The sequence below is a fragment of the Streptomyces sp. NPDC054834 genome, from assembly GCF_053611185.1.
On record NZ_JBSGZV010000001.1, the window covers coordinates 434,285 to 460,429 of the forward strand.

Annotated in this window: 31 protein-coding genes and 1 pseudogene; 19 read left to right on the forward strand and 13 right to left on the reverse strand. The window is 70.3% G+C overall.

Annotation, left to right across the window (positions count from 1 at the left end; genetic code table 11):
• Positions 1-4: 4 nt before the first annotated feature.
• The 3 genes from ACWGJM_RS02025 to ACWGJM_RS02035 are packed head-to-tail and all read right to left on the reverse strand — an operon-like array spanning position 5 to position 1,288.
• The gene (locus tag ACWGJM_RS02025; protein WP_453409838.1) at positions 5-406 is read right to left on the reverse strand and encodes a hypothetical protein; all 402 of its coding nucleotides are present in this window, start codon (positions 404-406) and stop codon (positions 5-7) included.
• The gene (locus ACWGJM_RS02030) at positions 406-834 is read right to left on the reverse strand and encodes an ATP-binding protein (RefSeq protein WP_453409718.1); all 429 of its coding nucleotides are present in this window, start codon (positions 832-834) and stop codon (positions 406-408) included. Before ACWGJM_RS02030 ends, ACWGJM_RS02025 begins: the two co-directional genes overlap by 1 nt.
• Positions 835-880: 46 nt before the next feature.
• A complete protein-coding gene (locus tag ACWGJM_RS02035) occupies positions 881-1,288 on the reverse strand; it encodes an NUDIX hydrolase (protein ID WP_451022725.1) in 408 nt (135 codons plus the stop codon).
• A 107-nt stretch (positions 1,289-1,395) separates the two neighbouring features.
• Between ACWGJM_RS02035 and ACWGJM_RS02040 the strand changes: the two genes are divergently transcribed.
• The 11 genes from ACWGJM_RS02040 (at position 1,396) to ACWGJM_RS02090 (ending at position 9,378) form a co-directional block, all read left to right on the forward strand.
• A complete protein-coding gene (locus tag ACWGJM_RS02040) occupies positions 1,396-2,187 on the forward strand; it encodes a GntR family transcriptional regulator (protein WP_451022721.1) in 792 nt (263 codons plus the stop codon).
• 170 nt (positions 2,188-2,357) lie between these two features.
• On the forward strand, positions 2,358-2,714 hold the full coding sequence (locus ACWGJM_RS02045) for an SCO3933 family regulatory protein (RefSeq protein WP_453409719.1): 357 nt from the start codon (positions 2,358-2,360) through the stop codon (positions 2,712-2,714).
• The gene (locus ACWGJM_RS02050; protein WP_453409720.1) at positions 2,714-4,090 is read left to right on the forward strand and encodes an FtsK/SpoIIIE domain-containing protein; all 1,377 of its coding nucleotides are present in this window, start codon (positions 2,714-2,716) and stop codon (positions 4,088-4,090) included. The genes ACWGJM_RS02045 and ACWGJM_RS02050 overlap by 1 nt, the downstream gene beginning before the upstream one ends.
• A gap of 88 nt (positions 4,091-4,178) precedes the next feature.
• Entirely contained in the window at positions 4,179-4,811 is a 633-nt protein-coding gene (locus ACWGJM_RS02055; RefSeq protein ID WP_453409721.1) for a DUF2637 domain-containing protein, read from the forward strand.
• A 264-nt stretch (positions 4,812-5,075) separates the two neighbouring features.
• Complete coding sequence (locus tag ACWGJM_RS02060; RefSeq protein ID WP_352093630.1) at positions 5,076-5,267, forward strand: mobile element transfer protein; 192 nt, start codon at positions 5,076-5,078, stop codon at positions 5,265-5,267.
• A 16-nt stretch (positions 5,268-5,283) separates the two neighbouring features.
• Entirely contained in the window at positions 5,284-5,478 is a 195-nt protein-coding gene (locus tag ACWGJM_RS02065; RefSeq protein ID WP_453409722.1) for a hypothetical protein, read from the forward strand.
• Between the two features lie 24 nt (positions 5,479-5,502).
• Positions 5,503-5,751: a SpdD protein gene (locus tag ACWGJM_RS02070; RefSeq protein WP_453409723.1), complete on the forward strand. Its 249-nt coding sequence runs from the start codon at positions 5,503-5,505 to the stop codon at positions 5,749-5,751.
• Positions 5,752-5,909: 158 nt separating this feature from the next.
• Positions 5,910-7,199, forward strand: coding sequence for a replication initiator (locus ACWGJM_RS02075; protein ID WP_453409839.1), 1,290 nt, complete (start codon positions 5,910-5,912; stop codon positions 7,197-7,199).
• A complete protein-coding gene (locus ACWGJM_RS02080; RefSeq protein ID WP_453409724.1) occupies positions 7,192-7,431 on the forward strand; it encodes a helix-turn-helix transcriptional regulator in 240 nt (79 codons plus the stop codon). Before ACWGJM_RS02075 ends, ACWGJM_RS02080 begins: the two co-directional genes overlap by 8 nt.
• The gene (locus ACWGJM_RS02085) at positions 7,431-8,708 is read left to right on the forward strand and encodes a tyrosine-type recombinase/integrase (RefSeq protein WP_453409725.1); all 1,278 of its coding nucleotides are present in this window, start codon (positions 7,431-7,433) and stop codon (positions 8,706-8,708) included. The genes ACWGJM_RS02080 and ACWGJM_RS02085 overlap by 1 nt, the downstream gene beginning before the upstream one ends.
• Before the next feature lie 490 nt (positions 8,709-9,198).
• Entirely contained in the window at positions 9,199-9,378 is a 180-nt protein-coding gene (locus ACWGJM_RS02090) for a hypothetical protein (protein WP_453409726.1), read from the forward strand.
• 108 nt (positions 9,379-9,486) lie between these two features.
• On the opposite strand, the gene ACWGJM_RS02095 is transcribed toward ACWGJM_RS02090, so the two are convergent.
• Positions 9,487-10,248 (reverse strand): phosphoglyceromutase, encoded by a 762-nt coding sequence (locus ACWGJM_RS02095; protein WP_453409727.1) that lies wholly within the window; start codon positions 10,246-10,248, stop codon positions 9,487-9,489.
• 156 nt (positions 10,249-10,404) lie between these two features.
• Here ACWGJM_RS02095 and ACWGJM_RS02100 point away from each other — a divergent pair, with 156 nt between their 5' ends.
• On the forward strand, positions 10,405-11,658 hold the full coding sequence (locus ACWGJM_RS02100; protein WP_453409728.1) for an MDR family MFS transporter: 1,254 nt from the start codon (positions 10,405-10,407) through the stop codon (positions 11,656-11,658).
• A 22-nt stretch (positions 11,659-11,680) separates the two neighbouring features.
• Here ACWGJM_RS02100 and ACWGJM_RS02105 read toward each other — a convergent pair whose 3' ends face one another.
• A complete protein-coding gene (locus ACWGJM_RS02105) occupies positions 11,681-12,151 on the reverse strand; it encodes a DUF2000 family protein (protein ID WP_453409729.1) in 471 nt (156 codons plus the stop codon).
• Positions 12,152-12,200: 49 nt separating this feature from the next.
• On the opposite strand from ACWGJM_RS02105, the gene ACWGJM_RS02110 reads away from it, so the two are divergent.
• Positions 12,201-12,998 carry an AraC family transcriptional regulator gene (locus ACWGJM_RS02110; protein WP_453409730.1) on the forward strand — a complete coding sequence of 266 codons (798 nt, stop codon included), beginning with the start codon at positions 12,201-12,203 and terminating at the stop codon, positions 12,996-12,998.
• On the opposite strand, the gene ACWGJM_RS02115 is transcribed toward ACWGJM_RS02110, so the two are convergent.
• From ACWGJM_RS02115 to mshA, 3 genes are all read right to left on the reverse strand, one after another.
• Positions 12,977-14,695: a glycosyl hydrolase family 28-related protein gene (locus ACWGJM_RS02115; RefSeq protein WP_453409731.1), complete on the reverse strand. Its 1,719-nt coding sequence runs from the start codon at positions 14,693-14,695 to the stop codon at positions 12,977-12,979. The genes ACWGJM_RS02110 and ACWGJM_RS02115 overlap by 22 nt on opposite strands.
• Positions 14,696-14,787: 92 nt before the next feature.
• Positions 14,788-15,309: a YbjN domain-containing protein gene (locus tag ACWGJM_RS02120; RefSeq protein WP_453409732.1), complete on the reverse strand. Its 522-nt coding sequence runs from the start codon at positions 15,307-15,309 to the stop codon at positions 14,788-14,790.
• Positions 15,302-16,639, reverse strand: a complete 1,338-nt coding sequence (gene mshA, locus ACWGJM_RS02125; RefSeq protein ID WP_453409733.1) for a D-inositol-3-phosphate glycosyltransferase — start codon at positions 16,637-16,639, stop codon at positions 15,302-15,304. The genes ACWGJM_RS02120 and mshA overlap by 8 nt, the downstream gene beginning before the upstream one ends.
• A gap of 348 nt (positions 16,640-16,987) precedes the next feature.
• On the opposite strand from mshA, the gene ACWGJM_RS02130 reads away from it, so the two are divergent.
• From ACWGJM_RS02130 to ACWGJM_RS02145, 4 genes are all read left to right on the forward strand, one after another.
• Entirely contained in the window at positions 16,988-17,749 is a 762-nt protein-coding gene (locus tag ACWGJM_RS02130; RefSeq protein ID WP_453409734.1) for an LAETG motif-containing sortase-dependent surface protein, read from the forward strand.
• Positions 17,750-17,836: 87 nt separating this feature from the next.
• Positions 17,837-18,622, forward strand: a complete 786-nt coding sequence (locus tag ACWGJM_RS02135) for a class I SAM-dependent methyltransferase (protein ID WP_453409735.1) — start codon at positions 17,837-17,839, stop codon at positions 18,620-18,622.
• A gap of 193 nt (positions 18,623-18,815) precedes the next feature.
• Positions 18,816-19,895: an NlpC/P60 family protein gene (locus ACWGJM_RS02140; RefSeq protein ID WP_453409736.1), complete on the forward strand. Its 1,080-nt coding sequence runs from the start codon at positions 18,816-18,818 to the stop codon at positions 19,893-19,895.
• 295 nt (positions 19,896-20,190) lie between these two features.
• The gene (locus ACWGJM_RS02145) at positions 20,191-21,501 is read left to right on the forward strand and encodes a PP2C family protein-serine/threonine phosphatase (protein WP_453409737.1); all 1,311 of its coding nucleotides are present in this window, start codon (positions 20,191-20,193) and stop codon (positions 21,499-21,501) included.
• Between the two features lie 486 nt (positions 21,502-21,987).
• Here ACWGJM_RS02145 and ACWGJM_RS02150 read toward each other — a convergent pair whose 3' ends face one another.
• From ACWGJM_RS02150 to ACWGJM_RS02160, 3 genes are all read right to left on the reverse strand, one after another.
• The gene (locus ACWGJM_RS02150) at positions 21,988-22,332 is read right to left on the reverse strand and encodes a DUF2516 family protein (protein WP_453409738.1); all 345 of its coding nucleotides are present in this window, start codon (positions 22,330-22,332) and stop codon (positions 21,988-21,990) included.
• Positions 22,333-22,431: 99 nt separating this feature from the next.
• The gene (locus ACWGJM_RS02155; RefSeq protein ID WP_453409739.1) at positions 22,432-23,037 is read right to left on the reverse strand and encodes a hypothetical protein; all 606 of its coding nucleotides are present in this window, start codon (positions 23,035-23,037) and stop codon (positions 22,432-22,434) included.
• 77 nt (positions 23,038-23,114) lie between these two features.
• Positions 23,115-23,594, reverse strand: a complete 480-nt coding sequence (locus tag ACWGJM_RS02160; RefSeq protein ID WP_453409740.1) for a helix-turn-helix domain-containing protein — start codon at positions 23,592-23,594, stop codon at positions 23,115-23,117.
• 186 nt (positions 23,595-23,780) lie between these two features.
• Here ACWGJM_RS02160 and ACWGJM_RS02165 point away from each other — a divergent pair.
• Positions 23,781-24,065: pseudogene (locus ACWGJM_RS02165) on the forward strand (TniB family NTP-binding protein); the annotation flags it as partial.
• Positions 24,066-24,078: 13 nt separating this feature from the next.
• Here the strand turns inward: ACWGJM_RS02165 and ACWGJM_RS02170 are convergent.
• The gene (locus tag ACWGJM_RS02170; protein WP_453409741.1) at positions 24,079-24,936 is read right to left on the reverse strand and encodes an acyl-CoA thioester hydrolase/BAAT C-terminal domain-containing protein; all 858 of its coding nucleotides are present in this window, start codon (positions 24,934-24,936) and stop codon (positions 24,079-24,081) included.
• A gap of 102 nt (positions 24,937-25,038) precedes the next feature.
• Positions 25,039-25,662, reverse strand: a complete 624-nt coding sequence (locus tag ACWGJM_RS02175; protein WP_453409742.1) for a TetR/AcrR family transcriptional regulator — start codon at positions 25,660-25,662, stop codon at positions 25,039-25,041.
• A gap of 69 nt (positions 25,663-25,731) precedes the next feature.
• On the opposite strand from ACWGJM_RS02175, the gene ACWGJM_RS02180 reads away from it, so the two are divergent.
• Entirely contained in the window at positions 25,732-26,133 is a 402-nt protein-coding gene (locus ACWGJM_RS02180) for a hypothetical protein (RefSeq protein ID WP_453409743.1), read from the forward strand.
• The last annotated feature ends 12 nt before the right edge of the window (positions 26,134-26,145 follow it).

A 26,145-nucleotide genomic window follows, 5' to 3' on the forward strand; every position in this document is an offset into this window, starting at 1 on the left:
TAACTCAGTCGGTTGTGTGGGGCGCCTGAGGTGCTGTGTGCGGTTTGAAGTCGTGTGTGCAGAGAGGGAGTTCAACGCCTTGGCGGTGTGCCAGCGGCAGGAAGATCACGGGCCGGATCGCCCATGTGATGCGGGTGCTGGCCTGCGTGACTGTCACCGTGCAGGGCTCGGCTCGCAGGAGAGCTTTCCTCGTCGCTATGCGGCCGTCGTACAGCCACTCCCACGCTTTCTGAGACGCGTCGGGGTCGAGTGCCGGTGAGATGGTGCGGAGTGCGATGGCGACCCATCTGTCTGCCTGGGGTGCGGAGTAGGCGTCGAAAGATGCCCGGAGCGCCGGCCATCCCGTCCCGTCGGTGATGTCCTCGGTCCAGCACTCGCACCAGTAGCCCCGCTGCGGCTTGTCCATCAGCACGGGTGGCCTCCGGTCGGTTGGCCCGCGAACAGCTCGGCGGTGACCGTGTAGCCTCCGTCGCTTTCGTGGACGACGACGCGATGAGCGATTGCGCTGACCATGCCCAGGCCTCGGCCGTGCTCGGCCTGCTGGTCCTGGCGCTTGATCTTCGGTGCTGTGCCGGCGGCTCCCTCGTCCGTGACCGACAACGCGACCACCTGTGCTGACACCGCAAGGGCCAGATGGAAGCTGCCCGACTCCTGACCGCTGGCCGTGTGGAGGATCGCGTTCGCGCTCAGCTCGCTCACGATCAGCTCGGCGTCCTCGGCTAAAGGGGAGCCTCGCAGGATGTCGCGGGTCCAGCGGCGGGCCCGGCTGACCTCTTCCGGGAAACCTGGGCAACTGAGCCCCCAGACCCGGGCTATACTCGTATACTCGTGCATACAAGTTCCTTCATGCTGGTAGGCCGCCATGTGCAGCGGGTTCGGGCTAGACGAGTTTCACGCCATCGTGGGCGCGGATCGCAGGTGGAGACGCCGCGTCCATCGCGTCCAGGACGCGGATGGCGTATGCCTCGTCGGCAAGCTCGGAGACTTCTTCGCGGGTGGCCCAGCGCAGTGCGCGGGTCTCGTCGCCGGTGGTGAGCGTGCCGTCGGCGGCCTCGCAGCGGAAGACCAGGGAGACGATCAGGCCCGTCATGTTCTTGTAGACGCCGGTCAGGGTCGCCGGAAGGACGATCTTGATGCCGGTCTCTTCGAGGACTTCGCGTTGCAGGGCCTCGGGAATGGTCTCCTCGCGTTCGAGAACACCGCCCGGCGGTTCCCACTTGCCGTTGTCCCGGCGCTGGATCAGGAGGGCCCGGCCGCGGGTGTCTATGACGACCCCGGCGACGCTCACGGAGTGCGGGCGTTCTGTGCTCACGTTCCTCGGCCCTCTCGGCTGGCTAGGCTCTCCACCGTAGCAACAACACTCGCCCACTCGTCTAGATACCTAAAGGAGTACAAGTGAGCCCTGCTCTTCCTTCGGGCCTCCTCGGAGATCTCGACCCCACGAGCGATCGTGCGGTCTTCCGGCAGATCGCCGACCAGCTGCGCGAAGCCATCGACCGTGGGCGATTCAGCGAGGGCGAGAAGCTGCCCTCAGAGGCTGAGCTTGTCGAGCACTACGGAGTCTCCCGGATGACGGTCCGGAACTCCTTCTCCATCCTCCAGGGGGAAGGGCTGGTGCATGCCGAGCATGGGAAGGGTGTGTTCGTGCGGCCCCGGCCCCCCGTGCGGCGGCTCGCCTCCGACCGGTTCGCCCGGCGGCATCGTGAGCAGGGGAAGTCCGCGTTCATCGTGGAGGCGGATGCGGCCGGCAGTCACCCTCAGGTCGACAGCCTTGAAGTGAAGGAAGAGAAGGCCAGTCAGGACGTCTCCACGCGGCTCGGGTCCGTGCGGCGCGTGCTCGCCCGGCGGCGCCGGTACCTCCTCGACGGCCGGCCGGTCGAGTTCGCCACCTCGTATCTCCCCCTCGACATCGCCCGCGGCACCCAGATCGCCGAACCCAACCCCGGACCTGGTGGTATCTACGCCCGCCTCGAAGAGCTAGGCCACCGCCTCGACCACTTCGAGGAGGAGATCCGTGCGCGGATGCCTTCGCCCGACGAAGTGAAGACGCTCCGACTGGCCTCCGGCGTGCCGGTCATTCACCTGATCCGTACCGCCTTCGACATCGAAGGACGGCCAGTCGAGGTCTGCGACACGGTCATGGCGGCGGACGCCTACGTCCTGTCGTACCAGCTCCCGGCGACCTGATCGGCATGGTTTGCGGTGGTGCGCGGGCGCAGCTCTCCGAACTCGTACACCCCAACATGCATACTCGTATAGACGAGTGGGCAAGTTGTGTGCCAAGGTGATCGTCGTGAGCCCGAGAGATCGGGTTCGCGGACCGCTACATGTATAGACGAGTAGATGGGAAGTATTTCGTGCGCACCATCCGTGTGGAGACCACCGCCGCCACGATCCTGCTGACCGAGGCTCCCGAGCCGAAGGTCCGCGACCGCCAGACCGGCGAAATCGCCAAGGACGCGGTGAGCGGAGAGGCGCTGATGACCATCGGCGTCGTCTACATCGAGGACGGGGAGTCTTCCCTGATCAAGGTCACCGTGCCGGAGGGCGGCGTTTCCGAGGGGCTGAACCTCGGTGCGCCAGTCTCGCTCCCCGGCCTCGTCGCCCGGCCGTGGGAGTCCGTGTTCAACGGGCAGCAACGCCACGGCATCGCCTACCGGGCCGCCGCCGTCACTCCGGCTGCGTTCCCGGCCGCCGTGGGGGCCACCGCCTGATGACCGATCTGACAACGCTCCTGGAGGTGGGGGGTCCTGTCGCCGCGCTCGGCGGCGGGGCCGCCTACACCCGGGCCAAACAGCCGGCGGCCTACTGGTCCGCCGTCGGCGGCCCGATGTCCACGGTCCGCCTGCTCAGCTCGTACGGCTCCGTCATGGAAGCCTGCGGCCTGACCGTCGCGCCCTCCCGGCTGCGGGTCCTCGCCGTCAAAGCCACCACCCGGCGGGAAGTCCGGGCGGTCCCGCCCCGCCGGGGCATCATCCGTCCCACCTCGACCGGGCTGCGGCTTCGCCTCCGGCTCGCTCCGGGGCAGGAACCCGCCGACGTCGCCGCCTCGGCCGAGCGGTTGCGGCACGCCTGGGGAGTGCATGCCGTCTACGTCACCACGGTGAAGCCGGGTGTCGTGGAACTGCGGCTCGTCGGCTACGACGTCCTGCGGCGGGTACGCATGCCCCGCAAGACCGGCGGTGGGTTCCTCAAGGTGCCGGTGGCGCTGCGCGAGGATGCCATGCCCTTCGTCCGCGACTACCGCACCGTTCCCCACCAACTTACCCTCGGCGCAACCCTGTCCGGAAAGTCCATGTACCTCCGGCACCTCATCACCGGACTCGCCCCTCAGCCCGTCGCACTCGTCGGAATCGACTGCAAGCGGGGCGTCGAACTGGCGCCGTTCGCGGCAAGGCTCTCGGCGCTCGCTACCGACCCGGACGAAGCCGCCGAACTCCTGCCCGTCCTGGTCAAGGAAATGGAGGATCGATACGACCTGATCAAGGAACGGCAGGGCATCGCACCCGGCACCCCGGACGAGGAGATCACTTCCGACGTCTGGGGCCTGCCGGAGAGCGAACGCCCCGTGCCCATCGTCCTGTTCGTCGACGAGGTGGCCGAACTCTTCCTCACCGCGACCCGCAAGGACGAGGAACGACGGGACGAGATGGTCACCCAGCTTATCCGCCTCGCCCAACTCGGCCGCGCGGCCGGCATCTACCTGGAGGTGTGCGGGCAGCGCTTCGGCGCCGAACTCGGCAAGGGCGCCACCATGCTCCGGGCCCAGCTCACCGGCCGCGTGTGCCACCGCGTCAACGACGAAGCCTCCGCCAAGATGGCCCTCGGCGACATCGCCCCCGAAGCGGTCTTCGCCGCCTGTGCCATCGCTCCTGAGCTGCCCGGTCTCGCCGTCGCGGGCGACACCTCCGGCGGCTGGTCCCGCATCCGCACCCCGTACCTCTCCCTCGGTGATGCCGCCGGGTCCTGCCGGGAGACGGCGGACCTGGTGCCCGACCTGCCTTCACTCAAGCCCTTCCGGCCTCACGTGCCCGTACACCCGGTCGAGACTCCGGCCCCGGTCGTCCGGCCACGTCCGGTGACCGACTGACCGTCGTCCCTTCCTCGCAACGGTCGGCGTGACCGCCTCGCGCCATGTCCCTACCCCTCCCATGCCCGAAACCGAAAGGAGCCGGACCGTGCGCGCCCACCTCGGCCGTGTCGACGCGGTGTTGGTCCAAGCGCTCATCGCTGCCGCGCTGTCCTTCGCCCACCTCCATGACGTAGCCATGGCGGCCGGACAGGACGGGTGGAAAGCCTGGGCCTACCCGATCAGCGTTGACCTGCTGCTCGTCGCCGCATGGCGTCGACTCCGCTCCGGGACGGCCAAAGCGGCGGCCTGGTGCTGGTTCGTCATCGCCCTCGTCGCATCCCTCGGAGCGAACGTCGCCACCGCCGGCCTCCTCGACCTGGACGACGTCCCCGCCTGGCTACGAATCCTCGTCGCCGGATGGCCCGCCGTCGCCTTCCTCGGCGGCACCCTCCTCGCCCACTCAGCGCCGAAAGCAGCCACCGAAGAGGTCGGCGCCGACGTCATCGAGGACCAGGAGCACGAGCCCGAAGCCACACCAGCCCCGCCGCCTGTCCAACCCGCCATCGAGGCGCCGCCGGAACAGCCGCCCGTCCCGGTCCCGGCCGCCCTGGTCGACCACGCCCGAAAGGTCGCCGCCGAACACCACACCCGCACCGGCACCCCGATCGACATACCGACCCTCCGCGCCCGCCTCGGCGTCCCGGCCCCCATCGCCGAAGCCGTTGCTGCGCAGCTCTGAGGCGAATGCCGATGAGGGGGTTATCGCTTCCTCAGCACTCGCCGCGTTCCGACAACGGCCGAAATGATCAGTACCTCAAGGCAGCACGTGGTGATCACGGTGGCCCAGGACTCGCCCACCCACCACCTTCCCCCAACACACGCGAGCCCAAGTACCAACGCGGCCGTACCGAAGGCGGCCAGCCGCCGTGCCCCTTGTGACATGCCGCCTATCTACACGTCGTCACGCCCAACAGGCAAGCGATCAAAGGGAAGGACGCCTCTCTTGCCAGCCAACCGCCGCTTCCGCAACGTCATCCGGATCGGCCCCGTCCAGGTCGGCACCGCCTACGACGACCGGGGCCGCGAGAAGCACACCGCCGCCTGCACCGCCCCGCGTTGTGGCTTCTCCGCCGACTACGACAGCCGCGCCGCCGCCGAACTCGCCGCCCGCACCCACCGCTGCCCCGTCCGCTGAAAGGACCCTGCGCCCCGTGACCCTCAACCTTCCGCTCGTCGTCGTCCTCGGTTTCTTCGCCTGGGGGGCCGTCAAGTACCTCGGCGTCCGCACCTGGATCGTCGTCCTGGTCGCCCTCTTCGGCTTCTGGCTCTCCCACACCTTCCTCGCCCCCGCCATCGAATCCGGCACCCGTTCCGGCGTGACCGTCATAAACGGCTCACATGCCTAGACGAGTAGATAAGGAGTCTTGACCGTGTTCCTGCCCAAGTACCCCGACAGCCCCACCCCGCCGCCCGCACACACCCACACCCCTACCGACCCGGCCTTCACCCGGCGCTCCGCACTCCCGGCCGTCTCCGTCAGCACCGGCGCCGTCGTCGCCGTGCTCACGGGCGGCGTGGTCCTCACCGCGCTCCTGACCGCCGTCGCCGTCTCGGCCATCTCCGTGGCCATCGCCGCCGTGGTCCTGCGCTCCCTGCTGCGCGAACACAACCGGCGCTGATCCACCCCGACCCCTGGGGCGGCCACGACACCGCCAAGCATCCGGCCGCCCCGGGGCCCGTCACTCCTGACCGAGCCAGCCAGAAGGAGCCAGCCATCTTCACCCGCACCACACCGCCCCCGCTCCGCGAACTCACCAACCTCGCCGCAGGCGGCACCCTGCCCGGTATCCTCCGCCAACTCTCCGGCCTCGGCGGCTGCACCAACCCCATCCGCCTCGACGGCCACCGCACCGAGTACGACGTCGACACCACAACCGGCGAGATCGGCCGCATCCTCCAGCACCTCGACTCCACCAACCTGCCCGCCGGCCAACTCCTCGTCCGCTGCAACAACCGCCGCACCACCCGCTGCGCCGCCTGCGCCGAGCTCTACCGCCGCGACACCTTCCACCTGATCACCACCGGACTCCGGGGCGGCAAGGGCACCCCGGAACACGTCGCCACCCACCCCCGCGTCTTCGCCACCTTCACCGCACCCGGCTTCGGTCCCGTCCACAACCGCCGCACCGACGGCCGCGCCTGCCGCTGCGGCACCCACCACGACCAGGACGACGACGCCCTCGGCACTCCGCTCGACCCGGACACCTACGACTACGAAGCGGCCGTTCTCTGGAACGCCCACGCGGGTGCCCTCTGGCGGCGCTTCTCGATCTACCTCCGCCGGGAGGTCGCCAAGCGCGCTGGCCTCTCGCAGCGCCGCCTACCCGACCATGCCCGCGTCTCTTTTGCCAAGGTCGCCGAATACCAGAAGCGCGGCGCCGTCCACTTCCACGCGGTCATCCGCCTCGACGGCCCGAACGGCGGCGACACCCCGCCCCCGCCCTGGGCCACCGCAGAACTCCTCACCGGCGCCATCCAAGCGGCCACCGCCAAGGTCCAGGTCGACGGCCCGACCCTCGACGGCCGCACGCACACCTTCGCCTTCGGCCGCCAACTCGACGTCCGCACCATCCGATCCGCCGACTTCAACGACGGCCAGGAGCTGACCGAAAGGGCCGTAGCGGCGTACATCGCGAAGTACGCCACCAAGGGCGCCGAGACCGCCACGGGAGCCCTCGACCGGCCGCTGAAGTTCGCCGCCGAACTCGCCCAGCTCGACATCAGCGACCACGCCCGACGACTCATCCGAACCGCCTGGACCCTCGGCGCCCGCAAGAGCCTCGAACACCTCCGCCTGCGCGCCTGGACCCACATGCTCGGCTTCCGCGGCCACTTCTCCACCAAATCCCGCCGCTACTCCACCACCCTCGGCGCCCTCCGCGACGCCCGCGCCGAATGGCGCCGAGCGCAGGCGGCAGCGACCACCACCCCCGAAAACGCGCCCGGGACGACGTACGTCCTCGCGCACTGGGTCTTCGCCGGCACCGGCCTCTCCGACGTCGAAGCCTGGCTGTCCGCATCCCTCGAACCAGCCCCCGGCACCGAAGGAGAACCCACCCGTGGCTAGCAGCCGCCTCGCCCTGGCCGACGTGGCCACCGAACCGCGCACCCTGCCCGCGCGGTACCTCACCCCCGAGGACCTGGTGGAGATGTTCGAGCTGCCCAGCGTCGAAACGGTCTACCAGTGGCGCCGCAAGCGCACCGGGCCCCGCGGCTTCCGTGTCGGTCGGCACCTGCGCTTCGACCCGGCCGACGTTCGGGCCTGGGTGGACTCGCAGCGTGAGGGGGCGGCTGCCTGATGGCCGGACACATCCAAGACCGCTGGTACAGAACCGAGGCGGGACAGGACGGCAAGGTCCGCAAGGTCAAGACCGAGCGCTGCGGCACCGGCATGCGCTACCGGGCCCGGTACGTCGGTCCGGACGGCACGGAGAAGTCCAAGAGCTTCCCCGACCGGCAAAAACGACTCGCCGAACAGTGGCTCGCCCACATCGAGGCGGACATGGCGCGGGGGCAGTACATCGACCCGCGCGCGGCACGGATCACCTTCCAGCAGTACGCGGAAACCTGGGTGGAGACGCAGGGAGCGGACCCCAACACACAGGCCTCGATGGAGTCGCAACTCCGCCTGCACGCCTTCCCGTATCTGGGATCGCGTCCGCTCGGTTCCTTCCAGCCCGCCCATATCCGCGACTGGGTGCGGAAGCTCCAGGAGAACGGCGTCCGGGGCTCGTACGCCCGGACGATCTACTCCAACGTTCGTGCCGCGCTGAGTGCGGCGGTGGACGACGGACACCTTCCGCGCAACCCGTGCGCAGCCCGCTCGGTCCGGCCGCCTACGGTCGACACGAAGCGGATCGCCCCCTGGACAACGGAACGGCTCTTCGCCGTCCGGGCCGGCATGCCCGAGCGCTTCCAAGCCATGGTCGACCTGGGCGGCGGCTGCGGGCTCCGCCAAGGCGAGATCCTCGGCGTCGCCGTCGACGCCATCGACTTCGGTTCGGACACACTTCACGTGGTCCAGCAGCTCAAGCTGAGTCGGAGCAAGGCGGTTTTCGCTCCGCCCAAAGGCGGGAAGCTGCGGGACGTACCGCTTCCCGCGCCGGTCGCCGATGCACTGCGGGCCCACATGAAGCGGTTCCCGCCGGTCGAGATCACCTTGCCGTGGAAGGTGGCCGACGGGCCTCCGGTGACCAAGCGGCTGATCTTCACCGGGCCGCGGGGCGGGCACGTCTGGCGTACGTCGCTCAACGAGGAGGTGTGGAAGCGGGCCCTCGCCTCGGCAGGCGTGATCCCCGAGCGGAAGCCGGGCGGGTCGTACGCCGAGTCCCGCGAGAACGGCATGCACGCCCTCCGCCACTTCTACGCCTCGGTGCTCCTGGACGCCGGGGAGAACATCAAGGCCCTCGCCGAGTACCTCGGCCACTCGGACCCTGGCCTGACACTCCGCGTGTACGCACACCTCATGCCGTCCAGCCAGGAGCGCACCCGCAGCGCTGTCGCTCGAATCTTTACCCAAGACAGAAAGAGCGAAAGCCAGGCAGGGATTACCGGAGGATCAATGAAGTGTAATTAGCGAGGACTCTTAACCAACACGGTTAGCGAGCTCCGTTAGCAAGCACCATTAGCGAGCTCCGTTAGCGAGCTCCGTTAGCGAGCTCCGTTAGCGAGCTCCGTTAGCGAACTCCGTTAGCGAGCTCCGTTAGCGAGCTCCGTTAGCGAGCTCCGTTAGCGAGCTCCGTTAGCGAGCTCCGTTAGCGAACACGATTAGAAAGAGGGTTACCCAACGGCCCACCGTGCGTGCATGCACGCACGTTGAGCATGCATGCACGCACTCCCAACCAAGATCGACTCGACGTTCAGCGGCGTCCCGAACACACGAAAGGCGCCTGCAGACTCAGTTATATGTGTCACTCATTCAAACCACACCTGCCTTCACCTGGAGATTTGCCCGAAGACCGCCCTGCTGAATAGGCTGCACAAGAAATTCAGGGCCGTTCCCCTGGCACGGGAACGGCCCTGTCTCCGTTGGTTTATCCACTCACATCACCCTCAGGAGGATATTTATGGTCCCACGCGCAGGTGTCAGCGTCGACATCTGTCCCCGCGACTTGCCGATCACGCTCATCGGCACGGCTGGCGGCGCGCTCGCCCTCTGGGCCCACGTCCCCGCCAAGGCCGCCGTCCCGACGGCCCTGGTGATCGCCCTCGACATCCGCGTCCGCCGCTGGCGCCGACGCGTCTGACGGCCCGGTCGTCCGATCCAGCACCTGACGGCCCGCAGGCGGCCCCAGGCCACCAAAAAGCCCCTCACCCGCAGAGAAACAGCTGGTGAGGGGCTTGCGCGTGCGGGCTTACTTCTTCTTGCCCTGGTTCTTGACCGCCTCGATGGCTGCCGCGGCGGCCTCCGGGTCGAGGTAGCGGCCGCCGGGGGTGAGGGGCTTGAAGTCGGCGTCCAGCTCGTAGTAGAGGGGGATGCCGGTGGGGATGTTGAGGCCCGCGATGTCGGCGTCGGAGATGCCGTCGAGATGCTTGACCAGGGCGCGGAGGCTGTTGCCGTGGGCGGCGATCAGGACCGTGCGGCCAGTCAGGAGGTCGGGGACGATGCCGTCGTACCAGTAGGGGAGCATGCGGATGACGACGTCCTTCAGGCACTCCGTGCGCGGGCGGAGCTCCGGCGGGATCGTCGCGTAGCGCGGGTCGTCCGACTGGGAGAACTCCGTACCGTCCTCGAGCGGCGGCGGCGGGGTGTCGTAGGAGCGGCGCCAGAGCATGAACTGCTCCTCGCCGAACTCGGCCAGCGTCTGGGCCTTGTCCTTGCCCTGGAGGGCGCCGTAGTGGCGCTCGTTCAGGCGCCAGGAGCGGTGGACGGGGATCCAGTGGCGGTCGGCGGACTCGAGGGCCAGCTGCGCGGTGCGGATCGCGCGCTTCTGGAGGGACGTGTGGACCACGTCGGGGAGCAGGCCGGCGTCCTTGAGCAGCTCACCGCCGCGGACCGCCTCCTTCTCGCCCTTCTCGTTGAGGTTGACGTCCACCCAGCCGGTGAACAGGTTCTTCGCGTTCCACTCGCTCTCGCCGTGGCGGAGGAGGATCAGCTTGTACGGTGCGTCGGCCATGCCCCAGAGCGTAATCGACGCATTCGGACCCTCGCTCGAGTCGCCCGGAGGGTGGACGGTCCGCCGCGCCCACGTAATTGAGTGGCTCGCTCCTCCGCCCTACCCGTAAGTTGTGATCTCCGCATGAGCCACTTACAAACCGGGGGACCCGAGCCCATGACCGCCGCCAGTCTCAGACGCGCCGCCCGCGAGACCGTCTCCGGTCTCCCCCGCGAGTTCTGGTGGCTGTGGACCAGCACCCTGGTCAACCGGCTCGGGGCGTTCGTGGCCACCTTCATGGCGTTGTACCTGACCATCGACCGCGGGTACTCGGCGTCGTACGCCGGCCTGGTCGCCTCCCTGCACGGGCTCGGCGGGGTGGTCTCCTCGATCGGCGCGGGGGTGATGGCCGACCGGTTCGGGCGGCGGCCGACGATGCTCGTCGCCCAGGTGTCCACGGCCGGGTCCGTGGCGCTGCTGGGGTTCGTGAGCGGTCCCGTCGCCATCGCCGCCGTCGCCTTCCTCGTCGGCATGGCGTCGAACGCGTCGCGGCCCGCCGTGCAGGCGATGATGGCCGACATCGTCCGGCCGGAGGACCGCGTCCGGGCCTTCTCGCTCAACTACTGGGCGATCAACCTCGGCTTCGCCGTCTCCTCCATGGCCGCCGGCTTCGTCGCCGAGGTCAGCTACCGGGCGGGCTTCCTCATCGAGGCGGGGATGACCCTGGCGTGCGCGATCGTCGTCTTCGCCCGGCTGCCCGAGTCGCGGCCCGCGCCCACCGCCAAGGAGAGCAGGGCCGACGTGGGCCTCGGGACGGTGCTGCGCGACAGGCGGTACATGGCCGTCGTGGGGTTGTCCTTCCTCGTCGCGCTGGTCTTCCAGCAGGGCTCGGTCGGCCTGCCGGTGGCGATGGGCGCGGCCGGGTTCTCGCCCGCGGACTACGGAATGGCGATCGCCGTCAACGGCGTGCTGATCGTCGCGCTCCAGATCCCCGTCACGCGGTTCATCGAGCACCGGGACCCGCGCAGGCTCCTCGTCCTGTCCTCCCTCCTCGCCGGGTACGGCTTCGGGCTCACCGCCTTCGCCGGGTCGGTCGGTGTCTTCACCCTCACGGTCTGCGTCTGGACGCTCGCCGAGATCGTCAACGCCCCGGTGCAGACGGGGCTCGTCGTGCGTCTGTCACCCGTCCACGGGCGTGGCCGCTACCAGGGCATGTACACCCTGTCCTGGTCGGTCGCCGCGCTGGTCGCCCCGCTGATGTCCGGCGCGGTGATCGACCACCTCGGGGCGGAGTGGCTGTGGGGGATGTGCGCGGTCGTCGGTACGGCCGCGGCGCTGGGGTACGGGCTGCTCATGCGGCGGCTGCCGGAGGAGCGGCGGCCCGCGCCCCAGGTCCCGGCGGACACCGGGCGCGAGGTCTCCACCGCCTGACGCCACCCGGCCTCAGGCGTCATCACGGGTGCAGCCGGGCCCCCTTCACCACCTTGTCCACCGCGTTCCTCGGCCCGTACACCGCCAGCCCCACCAGGTCCAGATCGCCCGTGCCCACGGCCCGGACCGCCGCCCGGTTGTCGCGGTCGTTGCCGGTGGCGAAGAGGTCCGAGGTGAACACGGCTCGCGGCAGGGCGCGGGACAGCGCCCGTCCGTGCGCCGCCGTCAGCGTCTCCTTCGTGGCCTCGAAGACCAGCACCGGCTGCCGGAACATCGGCAGGTACGGCACCCCGTCGGCGTCCTCGTACGGCTCCCCGATCACCTCGGGGACCGTCGTACCGAGGCCGCTGACCAGGAAGGAGGTGACGTTGAGGCGCTGCCAGGATTCCAGGTCCTCGCGCAGCAGTACAGCGATCTTGGTGTCGAAGCGGATGGGTTCGGTGTTGATGGGTTCGGTGCTCATGGGTTCCGTGCTCATGGGTTCCGTGCTCATGGAATGAGACTGCCGACCGCCTTACGGGGGCGTCTTGTACGTTCTTTGCATGGCCGCCCGGCAGGAAGTCAGCGCGTGGCGCCCCCGCGTCCCGGGCGTCACCGAGGTCTTCCACGCCCGCTTCACCGAGTACGCCTACCCGATGCACGTCCACGACGCCTGGACGTTGCTCATCGTGGACGACGGTGCCGTGCGGTACGACCTGGAGCGGCACGAGCACGGCACCCCGCACGACACGGTCACCCTGCTCCCGCCGCACGTGCCGCACAACGGCTCCCCGGCCACCGCGGACGGCTTCCGCAAGCGGGTGGTGTACCTGGACAGCAGCCGGCTGGGCGAGGAGCTGATCGGGGCCGCCGTGGACGGGCCCGATCTCAGGGATCCGGTACTGCGGCTGCGCGTCGGGCAGTTGCACTCCGCTCTCGCCCGGCCCGGCGACGAGCTGGAGGCGGAGAGCAGGCTGACGCTCGTCGGGGAGCGGCTGCACGACCATCTGCGGCGCGGGGGTGAGGTGCCGCGGGCCCTGCGGGATCCGGGACTCGCCCGTGAGTTGCGGGAGCTGCTCGACGCCCGGGTCGTCGAAGGGGTGTCGCTGGAGGAGGCGGCGGGAGTGCTGCACGCCCATCCCGCGCATCTGGTGCGGGCGTTCAGCGGGGCGTACGGCATCGCGCCGCACCAGTACCTGATGTCCCGCCGGGTCGAGCGGTCCCGTCGGCTGCTGCTGGACGGGCTGCCGCCTGGCGAGGTGGCGGCGGTGGCCGGGTTCTACGACCAGGCGCATCTCACCCGGCACTTCAGGAAGCTGGTGGGCGTGACGCCGGGGCGCTACCGGCGCAGGTCGCGCTGAGCCTCGTACAGATTGCGCGGGCGGACCGTGTCCGTCGTGGGGTACAGCTCCAGTCGGGAGTGCAGGTCACCCGTGAAGTCGGGCACGTCGATCTGGTCGAACTCGGTGCACTGGTCGACGCCGACGGTGGCGCTGTAGGGAGCCAGGCCGTCGATCTTGACCAGGCCGGCGCGGTGGTTGGTGTCCCGGATGTTCCAGTGGGTGAAGCGGGCGCCGAACAACGGTCCCGCGTTGGCGTCGCCGCCGTGGCGGCCGTTGTTGTCGACGGTGATGTCGGTGCGGACGTTGGCGAAGGGCAGGCCGCGGTGGCTGTCGAAGGTGCCCATCCGCATGTCGCCGCGCGACCAGACGTTGTACGACGACAGGCCCTCCACGTTGATGCCGTGCAGCTGGGTGTCCGAGGGCGCGGGGGCCGTGCGCTCCTCGATCGTGAAGTCCTCGATGAGGTTGTCGTGCGAGCCCTCGCGGCAGAAGTAGGGGTGGTGTTCGCCCCGGCCGCCGACCCGGGTGCGGCGCAGGGTGCAGGAGGACGCGGCGACCAGTCCGAAGCCGTTGTCGACGTTGCGGACGGTGACGTCGTCCGCCCAGCAGTCGTACGCGCACTGGAGGACGACCCCGTTGTAGCCCTTGTCGAGGAGGTGCGTGGACTGCGGGGTCTCCATCACCTCCAGCGTCAGGCCCTCGACGCCCGCGCCCGTCAACTCCCCCACATGCGTGGTGAGCTGCGGGTTCCACTCGGGTCGCAGGTCCAGCGGGAGCGGGCGTTCCAGGGTGACCCGGCGGCCGCGGACGTGCGCGATGCGGACGGGCCACTCGTAGGGGACGTACGAGAGCAGCTTCGTCTTGTCGTCCCAGTAGTAGGCCGCCGGGCCGGGGCCGCCGCCCGAGATGTGCTGGAGCAGGGTGTGTGCGGTGTCGTCGGCGACGCGGAGCAGGACCAGGCGGCCGGGGCGCAGGCGTGCGGGGTCGGCGACCGTGACGGTCCAGTCGCCCTGCCGGGCGGGCTCGACGGCCGTGAGGGTCGCCCACTCGTCCCGCTTGTTCCCGGTCCAGCCCTCGAAGGGCCATGCCTGTGCCTTGATGGCGGCGACCAGGGAGTCCCAGCGTGCCGTGGGGGCGAGCCAGATGAGGCCGCCCGCCCATGACCAGGCCGACTTGGTGCCGCCGTAACGGGAGCCGTAGACGCCGATCAGTTCCGTGAGGCTCTTGGTGGCGTACAGGGTGGTGCGGGAGCTGCCGGCGCCGCGCAGTACGACGTCGTCGTGGCCGATGCGGATCAGGCCGTCGATGCGGAAGGTGCCGGGCGGGATGGTGACCGTGCCACCGCCGGCCCGTCCGGCAGCGGCGATGGCACGGTTGATCGCGGGGGCGCAGTCGGTGGTGCCGTCCGGTACGGCGCCGAAGTCGGTGACGTCGGCCACGACTCGGTGGCGGGGGAAGCGGGTCGCACCGCCTCGGTAGCCGGCCCGGCCGACGTAGGGGATCTGGGGGTGGGTGTAGGGGCTGCGGGTGAACTCCCGCCAGAGGGTGGGGACTTGTCCGGCGAGAGCGGCGGAGGCCGAGGGGGTGGCGGAGACCGCGGGGGTGGCGGAGGCCGCGGTCGTGCCGGTCGCGGCGGTGAGTGCCACGGTGGTGGCGCTGCCGAGCAGGGACCGTCTGGTGAGGTGCGGGTTGATCATGTCCGTACGTCCTTCCATGCGGCTCATTCATGGATGTGAACGACGTTCAGATTCGCGTCGGCGGTGAGCATGCCACGGGGCCCCCGTACGGGGGAAGAGGCGGTACTGAGTCAGTCAGCCGGACGGTCAGCCGGACGCTGAGTCAGATGGCTGAACGCGTCGAGGTTTCGCGTCGACTCTCCCCGGGACACCCGCCACGCGTACTCCTTGCGGATCGCGGAGGCGAAGCCGAGTTCGAGGAGTGTGTTGAAGCTGCCGTCGGCGGCCTCGAGGACCTGGCCGAGCAGCCGGTCGATCTCGTCGGCAGTGACGGTGGCGAGGGGGAGGCGGGCGGTGACGTAGACGTCGCCGAGCCGGTCGACGGCGTAACCCACGCCGTACAGCTTGAGGTTGCGCTCCAGGAGCCAGCGGTGGACGGCGGCCTCGTTCTCGTCGGGGTGGCGGATGACGAAGGCGTTCAGGGAGAGGGAGTGGCGGCCGACGAGGAGGGAGACGGTCGTCGACAGCTTGCGGGTGCCGGGGAGCTTCGCGACGTAGTTGCCGGGCTCGGGGCTCTCCCATTCCAGCTCGGCGTCCTTGAGGACGTCCTCGATGACCTGCGCCGCCCGCTTCTGTTCCGCGACCTCACCCATGGTGGGAGCGTACGCGACGGCGATGCGCCTGGGCCGCGGCCGTGTACACGTCGGCGGTGGCGGCGGCCGAGACGTCCCAGCCGAAGGACCGCGCGTGCCCGGCGGCGGCCGACCCCATGCGGGCCGCGAGCTCAGGGGCGTCGGCGAAACGGCCGAGCACGCGCGCGTAGTCGGCCGGCTTGTGGCCCCGTACGAGGAATCCGGTCTCCCCGTCCCGCACGGCCACCGGAAGACCTCCGACCGCCGCGGCCAGCACGGGCGTGCCGGTCGCCTGCGCCTCTACGGCGACCAGGCCGAAGGACTCGCTGTAGGACGGCATGACCAGCACGGACGCGGCCCGGAACCAGTCGGCGAGCTGCTCCTGGCCGACGGGCGGGCGGAACCGTACGACGTCGGCGATGCCGAGCCGCGCGGCGAGCTTCTGGAGGCCCTCGGGCTTGGCGAGGCCGCTGCCGCTGGGGCCGCCCACTATGGGCACGACGACGCGGGAGCGCAGCTCGGGCCGCTCGTCGAGGAGGACGGCGACGGCGCGCAGGAGGATGTCGGGGGCCTTGAGGGGCTGGATGCGGCCCGCGAAGACGGGGATCAGCGCGTCCTGCGGAAGGTCCAGGCGGGCGCGGGCGGCGGCGCGGCCGTCGGCCGGGCGGAAGCGGTCGAGGTTCACGCCGGGATGGACGACGGCGACCTTGGCGGGATCGGCCGCGTAGTGCCGGACGAGTTCGTCGGCCTCCTCGGCGGTGTTGGCGATCAGCCGGTCGGCGGCGGCCACGATCTGGGTCTCGCCGATGACCCGGGCGGCCGGTTCGGGGGTGTCGCCGTCGGCCAGGTTGGCGTTCTTGACCTTGGCCATGGTGTGCATGGCGTGCACCAGGGGGACGCCCCAGCGCTGGGCGGCGAGCCAGCCGACGTGGCCGGAGAGCCAGTAGTGGGAGTGCACGAGGTCGTAGTGGCCGGGGCGGTGACCGGCCCAGGCCTGCATCACCCCGTGGGTGAAGGCACACAGCTGGGCCGGGAGGTCCTCCTTGGCGAGGCCCTCGTAGGGGCCGGCGTCGACGTGCCGGACGAGGACGCCCGGGGCCAGCTCGACGCTGGGCGGGAGGCCGCCCGCGGTCGCCCGCGTGAAGATCTCGACCTCGATGTTGATCGCGGCGAGGCGCTGGGCCAGTTCCACGATGTAGACGTTCATGCCGCCGGCGTCGCCGGTGCCGGGCTGGTGGAGCGGTGAGGTGTGCACGGAGAGCATGGCGACGCGGCGGGGCCTGCGGTGCAGCCTGAGCCGCGAGGGAGCCGCCGGAGAGCGACGCCCGAGCCTGCTGACGTACTGGCTCACGTGGCGTTCCTCCTTGCTGCGGGCATGCCGGTCGGAGGACCGTCCACGCCCTCCGAAGGGATGCAACAGCCGCGGGCTGCCCGCCATTTCCCGATCGAGCATATTTACTCAATCATGACCGTTCATCGCTCAACCGTTCGAGCGTCTGGTGCGTGGCCGAAACCGGCTCGCGGAGCGGCTCGGGCGAAGCCCCAGGCGCCATGCTCATGACCGTCGCTTGACCAGCCGGAAAGCAGCCGCCAACCACCCCTTCAACGGCTTTTGACCTGCGCCGACACAACCTTTGACAGCGGTGTCACAAGGCTTGTACACGTGACGGGCCTCGGCTCATCAACCGTAAGGACAAGCGTGCCCCTCTCCCGTCACGCCACCAGGGCGGCCCGCGTCATGGGCACCTCGGCCGCCGCGGCCGCGCTCTCCCTCGCCGCCGCCCACACCGCGCTCGCCTGCACCATCGGGGACTTCTCCGCGGAACCCGTCTGCGACGCCAAGGACAAGGGCGTCATCCGCGTCACCGACAAGGACGCGTCCGGCACCCCGGCCACCATCAGCCTCTACATACAGCTGAGCATGCCTGGAGGGGAGCGGTGGGTCGACACCAAGACCATCGCGCACCCGACCGCGGAGGGCGTGAGCGTCGACCTCACCCCCCTGGACTGGTACCCCGGAGAAACGTTCCGGGTGCACGTCAAGGCGGGCGACCAGGTAGACGAGGACATCAAGCCGATGGTGGTCGTGCCGGACGTGACGTGCGAGGCCTCCGCCTCCGCTTCCGCCCCCGCCTCCGCTTCCGCCCCCGCCTCCGCTTCCGCCCCCGCCTCCGCTTCCGCCCCCGCCTCGGCGCCGGCCCAGCCCTCGGCGTCGTCGAAGCCCTCCTCCGGCTCCTCCGCGACCCCGACCCCGACCCCGACACCCGCACGGAGCAGCAGCGCCGCCTCCGCACCGGCGGCGAGCAGCGCCCCGTCGCCCGCGGGCGGCGGCACCCACCTCGCCGAGACCGGGGCGGGCAACGGCACCACGGTGATCGCGGGCAGCGCGGCCGCACTCGTCGTGGCCGGCGGCGGCATCGTCCTCGCCCTGCGCCGCAAGGCGGCACACCGGTCGCACTGAGTCGGCCCGCATACCCTCATAGATATGACGACCCGCGCGACGACCCTCCCCCACTCTCGGCTTGGCTCGAGCGGGGGGACCCGCATCGTGGGAACGGTGACGCGCGGGACGACCAACCCCAACAGGCTGCGCCGTATGGACCGCTGGATCGCGGCCACGCACGGCCCGGCACTGCGCCGGGCCGCCGACCCCGTGGCCGTCGACCTCGGCTACGGGGCGGCGCCCTGGACGGCGGTCGAACTCCTCGGCCGCCTTCGCACGGCGGCGCCCCGCGCGCGCGTCGTCGGCGTCGAGATCGAGCCCGCCCGGGTCGCGGCCGCCAAGCCCTACGAGCGGGACGGGCTCGCCTTCCGGCACGGCGGGTTCGAGATCCCCGTCTCCGGGCGGCCGCAGCTCATCCGGGCCGCCAACGTCCTCAGGCAGTACGACGAGGACGAGGTGGCCGCCGTCTGGGAGCGGCTGTGCGCGCGGCTCGCCCCCGCGGACGGGCATGCGCGGGGCGGGCTGCTGGTGGAGGGCACCTGCGACGAGATCGGGCGGCGGCACGTGTGGGTCGCGCTCGGCCCGGAGGGGCCGCGGACGGTCACCTTCGCGGCCCGGCTGGGCTCCCTGGAGCGCCCGTCCGACCTGGCCGAGCGGCTGCCGAAGGCGCTCATCCACCGCAATGTGCCGGGTGAGCCGGTGCACGCCTACCTGCGCGACTTCGACCGCGCCTGGGCCGCCGCCGCGCCCTACGCCTCCTACGGCGCCCGCCAGCGCTGGATCCGCGCGGTGCGGGACCTGGCGGCCGACTGGCCGGTGACGGACTCGCCGGCGCGGTGGCGGCAGGGGGAAGTGACCGTGGCGTGGAGGGCGTTGGCGCCGCGGGGCTGAGCCGGCCCTTGCCCGCTCCGGTGGAACGATCTCGGTGAGTCGTTCGTCACAGTGGTGGGGAGATCGTCATGTCGGGGAGGGAACGGGGGCAGGCACCCCACCGGGCACGACCTCTGTCGTTTTGCGCCGCGGCGTGGCACGATCCCCAGGCGTTCGTAAGTTACTGACGGTAAATCAGTTTGGGGGCAGGGGTATGGGGACGGGCAAGCGCTGTCTGCTCACGGCTGCCGTGACCGTGGTCTGCGCGGTCACCGTGCTGGCCGCGCCGGGCACGGCGTTCGCGAGCCCGACGCCCACACCGACGGCCTCGCCCAGCGCGTCCCCGACTCTCCCGCCGAACAAGGATCTTGAGAAGGTCCGTGAGAAGCTCGACGACCTCTACCACGACGCGGCCGTCGCCACCGACGAGTACAACGCCGCCGAGGAGAAGGCCGACAAGCAGTCCGCCCAGATCGTCGAGCTGGCGAAGAAGATCGTCAAGGGCCAGAAGCGGCTGGCCGAGCTGAAGGACCGCGCGGGAGCCGCCGCCCGCGCCCAGTACCGCACCGGAGGGCTGCCCGACGAGGCCCAGCTGATGCTCAGCGACGACCCGGAGCAGTTCCTCGACGGGGCCGGGCGGGTGCTCCAGGGCCAGCGGGCCACCAAGGGCCTGATCGCGGAACTGACCCGCACCCAGGCCGACTTGAAGCAGTACGCGAAGGACGCCGCCGCCCGGTGGGACAAGCTGGAGGCGAACCGCAAGGCCAAGGCCGCCGCCACGAAGAAGATCAAGAAGCGGATCGCGGCCGCCGAGGAGCTCGAAGGCCGGCTGGAGAAGAAGGAGAAGGAGAAGCTCGCCAGGCTGGAGCAGCAGGCCGCTCTCAAGGCGCAGACCGCCTGGCTGGACACCGGCATCCTCGACGAGATCAAGGGCAAGGCGTCCACGCAGGGCAAGAAGGCGGTCGAGTTCGCGACGAACCAGATCGGAAAGCCGTACGTGTGGGGCGCGGAGGGCCCGGACTCGTACGACTGCTCCGGCCTGACCTCGCAGGCCTGGGCGGACGCCGGCCACCCCGTCCCGCGCACCTCGCAGGAGCAGTGGAAACAGCTCAAGCACGTCGACCTGAAGGACATGCGTCCCGGCGACCTGATCATCTACTTCGACGACGCCAGCCACGTGGCGATGTACGTGGGCGACGGCGCCATCATCCACGCCCCGCGCCCGGGCCGGACGGTGACGCTCGCGGGAGCGGGGACGATGCCGATACTCGGGGTGGTACGGCCCGACGCGTGAGACAGATGACCGGAAAACGCGGAATGCCCCAAGACCGGCGTGATGTGCGTCATGTGACCCAATGCACCCCCAACAGCCGCCCAAACCCCGGCCGGACGTGACCTTCGTCATTCCCGCTCCACCCCCGCCCTGTCCAACTGCGGTACGGAACGCGGCATATGACTGCGGCCGACTGCCAAGCGGCCCAGCTCACACCATTCCGTTGCGGCGGCGAGTACCGCTATGGTCCCCAGTCGGGTGGGTCGAGGTCCCTCGCCCCGCCACGCCCTCGGGGGGAGGGAAGGAACCCAGGACGATGCCCGCACCCATACCGCGGCAGAGAGCGATCCCGGCCGCGGAGAGTGGTCAGGCGCAGACCGCCGCGCCCAGCGCCGGCGGCCCCCTCAAGGAAGAGGCCAACCGCGACACGGCCGCCGCACACACCACCGCAGCCGGCACCACTCTCACCCTGCTGCTGATCGAGGACGACCCCGGCGGCTCGCCGATCGTGCCCGAACTGCTGGACCCGGCCGGCAAGCCGATCCGTGTGCGCACCGCCCGCAACCTCACCGAGGCCGGGCGGCTGCTCACCGACGACGTCCACTGCATCCTGCTGGACCTCGCGCTGCCCGCCCCCGGCGGCACCGGCTCCGACGACGAGCTCGCCGTGCTCAGGCACGTCCTCGAGCTCGCGCCCCGGCACGCCGTGCTCGCGCTCACCGCCTCCGGTGACGCCGAGCGCGGCGCCGAGGCCGTGCGCGTGGGCGCCCAGGACTACCTCTTCCGGGACGAACTGGACGGCCGGCTGCTCAGCCGCGCCATCCGCTACGCGGTCGAGCGCAAGCGCTCCGACTCGGCCGAGCGGCGCCTGGCCGAGGGCCGGGTGCGGGCCCAGGAGAACCGCCGCCTGGAGCGGGGCCTGCTGCCCACCCCTCTCCTGGAGGGCTCCTCGCTGCGCTTCGCCGCCCGCTACCGGCCCGGCCGCTCACGCGCCCTGCTCGGCGGCGACTTCTACGACTGCGTGCGCACGCCCGACGGCACCGTGCACGCCATGATCGGTGACGTCTGCGGCCACGGCCCGGACGAGGCGGCGCTCGGCGTGGAGCTGCGCATCGCCTGGCGGGCGCTGACCCTGGCCGGACTGTGCGGGGACGAGCTGCTGAACACGCTTCAGCAGGTGCTGGAGCACGAGCGCGCGGACGACGAGATCTTCGCGACGCTGTGCACGGTGGACATCTCCCCGGACGGCCGCAGCGCGGGACTGTGCCTGGCCGGCCACCCCTCCCCGCTGATCGCCCGCCCCGGCCGGCCCGCGGAACTCCTCCCCTACGACAACAACGGCCCCGCCCTCGGCCTGCTCCCCGGCGCCCGCTGGCCGCGGATGCAGGTGGAGCTGGGCTCCGAGTGGAGCCTGATGCTCTACACCGACGGCCTGATCGAGGGCCGCGTCGGTGAGGGCGGCGAGCGCCTCGGCCAGGACGGCATGGTGGCGATGGTCCGCCGCCAGCTCGACCGCGGCCTGTCCGGCGAGGACCTGCTGCGGACCGCGGTCAGCGAGGTCCGCGACCTCAACGGCGGGGAACTGACGGACGACGTGGCGGTGGTCCTGCTGGACCGCGTGCCGTAACGCTCGCCGCTGGAGCTGTTCGTCCCGGCCGCTGGGCCCCCTTGCGCGGGCTCAGCGGCCGCCGCCGTACGGCCCGTACGGCATGGCGGCGACCGCGCGCCGCCGACTCGCGCCGAGCCTGACCGGCGAGGACCTGCTGCGGACCGCGCTCAACGAGGTCCGCGACCTCAACGGCGGGAATGTGACGAACGACGTGGCGGTGGCCCTGCCGGCGCGCGTGCCCGCAGCCCCGCGGGAGGCTCGGCGGGCGATGTCGTACGGCCTGGCGGCGATCGGCTCCCGCCGAATCGAGCGGGGGCGGCCTGGAGGTGGCCCTGCCGACCCGCGTGCCGTAACCCTCGCCGCTGGAGCTGTAGCGTCCGGCTTCAGTGGTGGCCCTGCCGACCCGCGTGCCCGCAGCCCGGCGGGAATCGGCTGCCGTCGGCTCGAGCGGGGGCGGCCTGGCGGTGGTCCTGCCGGGCCGGGCGCCGGGATCCGGCGGGCGGCTCAGCGGCCGCCGTTGTACGGACCGTACGGGCCGTCGCTGCTGCTGCCGCGTCGGCGGCCCCAGCCGCTGCCGCCGGAGACCTGCCGCAGCGCGGGGCGCACGTCGACGATGTAGACGATGCTCCCGACCAGGCCGGCGATCGGCAGGATGGACAGGATCGAGAACAGGTAGCTCACCACGAGCGCGATGGCCAGGATGATCAGCCAGAACACCTTGTTCTGCTTGTCGGCCGCGCGGAAGGCGTCCTCGCGCCGGAGTGCGGCGTCGACGAGCCCGAACGCGGCGAGGGCCATCAGGACGATCTTCAGCAGTCCCAAGAACCCCGCGAAGCCCAACATCAGCATGCTGCCCACCGCCCGTTGTCTGCCATCCCTACGCGGCCACCGTACCCGTAGAACGGGCCGGGCACCCCAGGGGTGCCCGGCCCGTACATGCGCCGTCGGTCACTTGGCGGGCGGCGTGGTCTTCTTGGCGGTGGTGGTCTTGCGGGCCGGCGCCTTCTTCGCCACGGGCTTCGTCTCCGCGGCGGCCTCGGACTTGGCCTCGGCCGGCTTGGCGGGCTCCGCCGCGGCGGGCTTCGCGGCGGCCGGCTCGCTCTTCGGCTCGACCGCGATGGCGAACTCCTCGATCTCCTCGGCGGCCTCGCCGCGCCAGCCGCGCACGGCCTGCTCGCCGTGCTCGGCGACCTTCTCGTAGGTCTCGCGGGCCTTCACGGCGTACTCGGCGGCGACGCCGACACCGCGCAGGGCGAGGTCCTGGGCCGACTCGCCGAGCTTCTTCAGGTCGCCGTCGATGGTGCCGAAGAACTCGGTGACCTTGGTCTGGAGGTTCTCCTGCGCCTCCTTGGCCCGTGCGGCGGCCTTCTCCTGCACAGCCTTGGGGTCGGTGCTGCGCACGGCGTCGATACGGGCCGGGGCCTCGGCGCGCAGCTGCTCGACCAGGGCGGGCACCTTCTTGGCCTGCTGGAGGGCCAGGTCGGCGGTACCGGCGGCGAAGTAGAGCGGGGTCGGGTCGCTGAGGGTCTTGCGCAGGTCGTCGGTGATGGCCATGGTGATGGTCCTCCCGGATTCACGTTCGGCTGAGGGTTTTGGGGTCCGCGGCAGGGCTGCCAGTGCCCTGGTCCGGTTCAACTGGCCGTCTGCCGCGGATCTGTGCCGGCATCGGCGTCATTGCCGTCGGCCGTGCGGGTGCCGCGCACGGCGTCGGCGCCGCTCGCGATGTCCCCGTCCGTGCTCTCCTCGCCCGCGGTGTCGATCCCGAATCCGTTCTCTTTCCGAAAGGACTCGTAGATCTGTAGAAGCACCTGCTTCTGCCGCTCGTTCAGCGTGGGATCGGCGAGGATGACGGCACGCGTCTCCACCTCGTCCCGGTCCCGCTCGGCGTCGAGGATCCCGGCCCGCACGTACAGCGTCTCGGCGGAGATCCGCAGCGCCTTGGCGACCTGCTGCAACACCTCCGCGCTCGGCTTGCGCAGCCCGCGCTCGATCTGGCTCAGATACGGATTGGACACCCCGGCGGCATCGGCGAGCTGCCTGAGCGACAGCTGGGCGTTTCGCCGCTGCTCGCGCAGGTACTCACCGAGATTGCCGACGTTGAGCGATGCCATGACTCCACCTTGCCCCATCCGCGCTAACTATTGCAAGCACCTGCTTGCAATAGTGTGTCGTGTCACGTGACCACCGGTCCACGTGCGGGAAACCCGTGTCCCGTCTCCGCCCTGGCGGGCTGGCGGCACTTCGTCGACACGGACACCACCGCCTTCCGGCTCGCCTCCGCCCGAAGCTGGGAGGTGATGGGCGACCGGATCCGCAACTCCTACAACGAACGGCGCATCGACTACCACTCCGAACTGCAAGTCGTGCGGACGTCCACGGTCAAGGAAGTCGCCCACCAGGGAAGGCTGCTGACCCTGCTGAACCGCTGGGAGCACGGCGCCCGGCGGGGCCTGATCATCTCGGGCGAACGGACCACCGGGAAGACCACCGCCCTTCGGCAGCTCGGCAGGCTGCACGAGTCGCGCGCCCGGCAGCGCTACCCGGACACCAGGCGGGTCCCGGTCGTCTACGTCACGGCGCCGCCCAAGGGAGAGGTCAGCCCCTGCTCTGGAGCGCGTCGAGGACGTGGGGCCAGGCAGCTGTCCCCAAGAGCGCGTCAGCTTCGGGCGTGCCTCCGTACTGGAAGCGTGGGGATGCCGACGCCGGTCCCTCGCCGGGAAAACGTGGGCGGTGGCCTGCATCGCGGCGGGCGATCAGACGCACCGTGGCCCCGACTGAGCGTCGGCGTTGCGCCAGTTGTTCGGCGAAGGGCAGAGACGGCCACATCGCATCGTCGCCGCCTGCGACAAGCAGCAGATCGGCCCGCGCGTTATCCACGGGGATCTCCGCTGGAGGGAGCAGATCAGCAAACGTCCGCTCGCTCAGTTCGTACCACCCGCGGATGGCGACCGGCCCACCGTCCGGCCCTGCAGAAGTCCAGGAATCGTCCAGCGGGACGAAGGGCAGCGCCCGCTCTCGCCATGTCCAGGACGATCGATAAGGGTGTCGTGCTCCGTCGCGGCCTGGTCCGACGTTGCACCAGACCCGAGATGTGGGCGACATCGCGATGACGACGTCCACGCGTGGATCGTGCACTGCCGTGAGCAGAGCTGCCTCAGCCCCCTTGGAAGTGCCCACGATGCCGATGCGTCGTGCCCCGTTCAACCGGAGGAGGTCGACGGCGGCGGTGAAGGTTTCCAGTGGGATCTCGCAGATCCCCGGGGACTGCCCCGGTCCACCGAACCAGCGGATCGACATGGCCGTCATGCCCTGCTGGGCAAGGATGCGTGCTCTCTCTCGTTCGACACGCCCGCTTGATCCCGCCAGGACCAGGACACCGATGTCACTACCGCAGACGGGAGCGACCAGCACGCCCTCCCAGGGATCGGTCAACTCGCGCTCAGCGACATCCACATGGCCCCTATCGGTCCGCCTCAACCTGTCAGCGCAGCGTATTGCGCCGCAGAACGCCCGCTCTAGCTAACAGCTAGCCAGATACCTCATCGTGACTGACGACTACGAAGCATCCGCACCGTGATCGACGAGGGACATGTCGGATGCCAACGCGCGGGCGGTGTCGGCGAAGAACTGCTCGTCGGCACCAGGGGCGAGGCCGAGGGTGACACCCTGGCCGAGGCCGACGAACAGTGCCCTGAGCGCGGTGGTCAGGCGTTGCGCCTGATGCGACGCCACAACGCTCCCGTTGTGCGATCTTCCGGTGAACAGCTCGATCAGGTGGTTTTCCTGCGATCGGATGGACACCGCGAGCTGGGCCCCCAGGTCGGGGTCGTGCAGGGCCATATCCAGCAAGGTGATCTGGAGCGACAGGGCAGACCGGGCGTCGGGGGCGTCACAGCTACGCCGGTAGTGCCGGGCGAAGGCGTCGACAGCTCCGAGTAGATCCAGTTCAGCTGGAACCGCCTGCTCGATCTCTTCGTAGTACGGCCGCAGGTAATCGGCGACGAGGGCGACCACCAGGCCGTTCTTGCTCCCGAACAGAGAGTAGATCGCGCCGGTGGTCAGGTCGGCGCGTTCGGCGATCTCATCAAGCTTGGCCCGGTATCCGTCCCGGGAAACGACCTGGAACGCGGCGTCCAGCAGGGCACGGCGGTTGCGTTCCTTGGCCTCCGCTCTCGTCATTCTCATAGTTTGATTATTACCGTAATCTCGTTACGGAACCAGCCGAGAGAGCTTCAGAGAGGATCGCTCATGGCCCAGGTTGTGGCACCGCAGGTGACCCGCCAGAAGGTGGGAGCCATCGCCGATGGCGCCTTCAAGGTGTTGCTCGCCGCTGTCTACATCGCCGGCGCTGCCCCACTCGGCCGGTTACTCGGCACGTCAGCCTGGCTGATGGTTGTCTCAGGAGTGGCCCTGCTGATCGGCGGTGGCATCGAGATCGGATATACGCGCAGCCGATCGATGCGCACCTACACCTGGCTCATGGTCGCCTACGACAGCGGCTGGGTGCTGACGGCACTTATCGGCGCCCTGATGGCATGGCAGGGCAACAGCGCCGGGGGTGAAGTCTGGATCGGGTACCAGACCGCCGCCCCCATAGCGTTCGCCGCACTGCTGGTCGCCGCCAAGCCAGCCCAGACTGCCTCAGTTTGAGCGAGGCAATCG

What these genes read in the sequence shown, in the direction of transcription:
- ACWGJM_RS02025 (WP_453409838.1), bottom strand. Translation starts at nt 406, where the DNA reads ATGGACAAGCCGCAGCGGGGCTACTGGTGCGAGTGCTGGACCGAGGAC.
- ACWGJM_RS02030 (WP_453409718.1), bottom strand. Translation starts at nt 834, where the DNA reads ATGCACGAGTATACGAGTATAGCCCGGGTCTGGGGGCTCAGTTGCCCA.
- ACWGJM_RS02050 (WP_453409720.1), top strand. Translation starts at nt 2,714, where the DNA reads ATGACCGATCTGACAACGCTCCTGGAGGTGGGGGGTCCTGTCGCCGCG.
- ACWGJM_RS02085 (WP_453409725.1), top strand. Translation starts at nt 7,431, where the DNA reads ATGGCCGGACACATCCAAGACCGCTGGTACAGAACCGAGGCGGGACAG.
- ACWGJM_RS02090 (WP_453409726.1), top strand. Translation starts at nt 9,199, where the DNA reads ATGGTCCCACGCGCAGGTGTCAGCGTCGACATCTGTCCCCGCGACTTG.
- ACWGJM_RS02095 (WP_453409727.1), bottom strand. Translation starts at nt 10,248, where the DNA reads ATGGCCGACGCACCGTACAAGCTGATCCTCCTCCGCCACGGCGAGAGC.
- ACWGJM_RS02100 (WP_453409728.1), top strand. Translation starts at nt 10,405, where the DNA reads ATGACCGCCGCCAGTCTCAGACGCGCCGCCCGCGAGACCGTCTCCGGT.
- ACWGJM_RS02105 (WP_453409729.1), bottom strand. Translation starts at nt 12,151, where the DNA reads ATGAGCACGGAACCCATGAGCACGGAACCCATGAGCACCGAACCCATC.
- ACWGJM_RS02110 (WP_453409730.1), top strand. Translation starts at nt 12,201, where the DNA reads ATGGCCGCCCGGCAGGAAGTCAGCGCGTGGCGCCCCCGCGTCCCGGGC.
- ACWGJM_RS02115 (WP_453409731.1), bottom strand. Translation starts at nt 14,695, where the DNA reads ATGGAAGGACGTACGGACATGATCAACCCGCACCTCACCAGACGGTCC.
- ACWGJM_RS02120 (WP_453409732.1), bottom strand. Translation starts at nt 15,309, where the DNA reads ATGGGTGAGGTCGCGGAACAGAAGCGGGCGGCGCAGGTCATCGAGGAC.
- ACWGJM_RS02140 (WP_453409736.1), top strand. Translation starts at nt 18,816, where the DNA reads ATGGGGACGGGCAAGCGCTGTCTGCTCACGGCTGCCGTGACCGTGGTC.
- ACWGJM_RS02145 (WP_453409737.1), top strand. Translation starts at nt 20,191, where the DNA reads ATGCCCGCACCCATACCGCGGCAGAGAGCGATCCCGGCCGCGGAGAGT.
- ACWGJM_RS02150 (WP_453409738.1), bottom strand. Translation starts at nt 22,332, where the DNA reads ATGCTGATGTTGGGCTTCGCGGGGTTCTTGGGACTGCTGAAGATCGTC.
- ACWGJM_RS02155 (WP_453409739.1), bottom strand. Translation starts at nt 23,037, where the DNA reads ATGGCCATCACCGACGACCTGCGCAAGACCCTCAGCGACCCGACCCCG.
- ACWGJM_RS02160 (WP_453409740.1), bottom strand. Translation starts at nt 23,594, where the DNA reads ATGGCATCGCTCAACGTCGGCAATCTCGGTGAGTACCTGCGCGAGCAG.
- ACWGJM_RS02175 (WP_453409742.1), bottom strand. Translation starts at nt 25,662, where the DNA reads ATGACGAGAGCGGAGGCCAAGGAACGCAACCGCCGTGCCCTGCTGGAC.
- ACWGJM_RS02180 (WP_453409743.1), top strand. Translation starts at nt 25,732, where the DNA reads ATGGCCCAGGTTGTGGCACCGCAGGTGACCCGCCAGAAGGTGGGAGCC.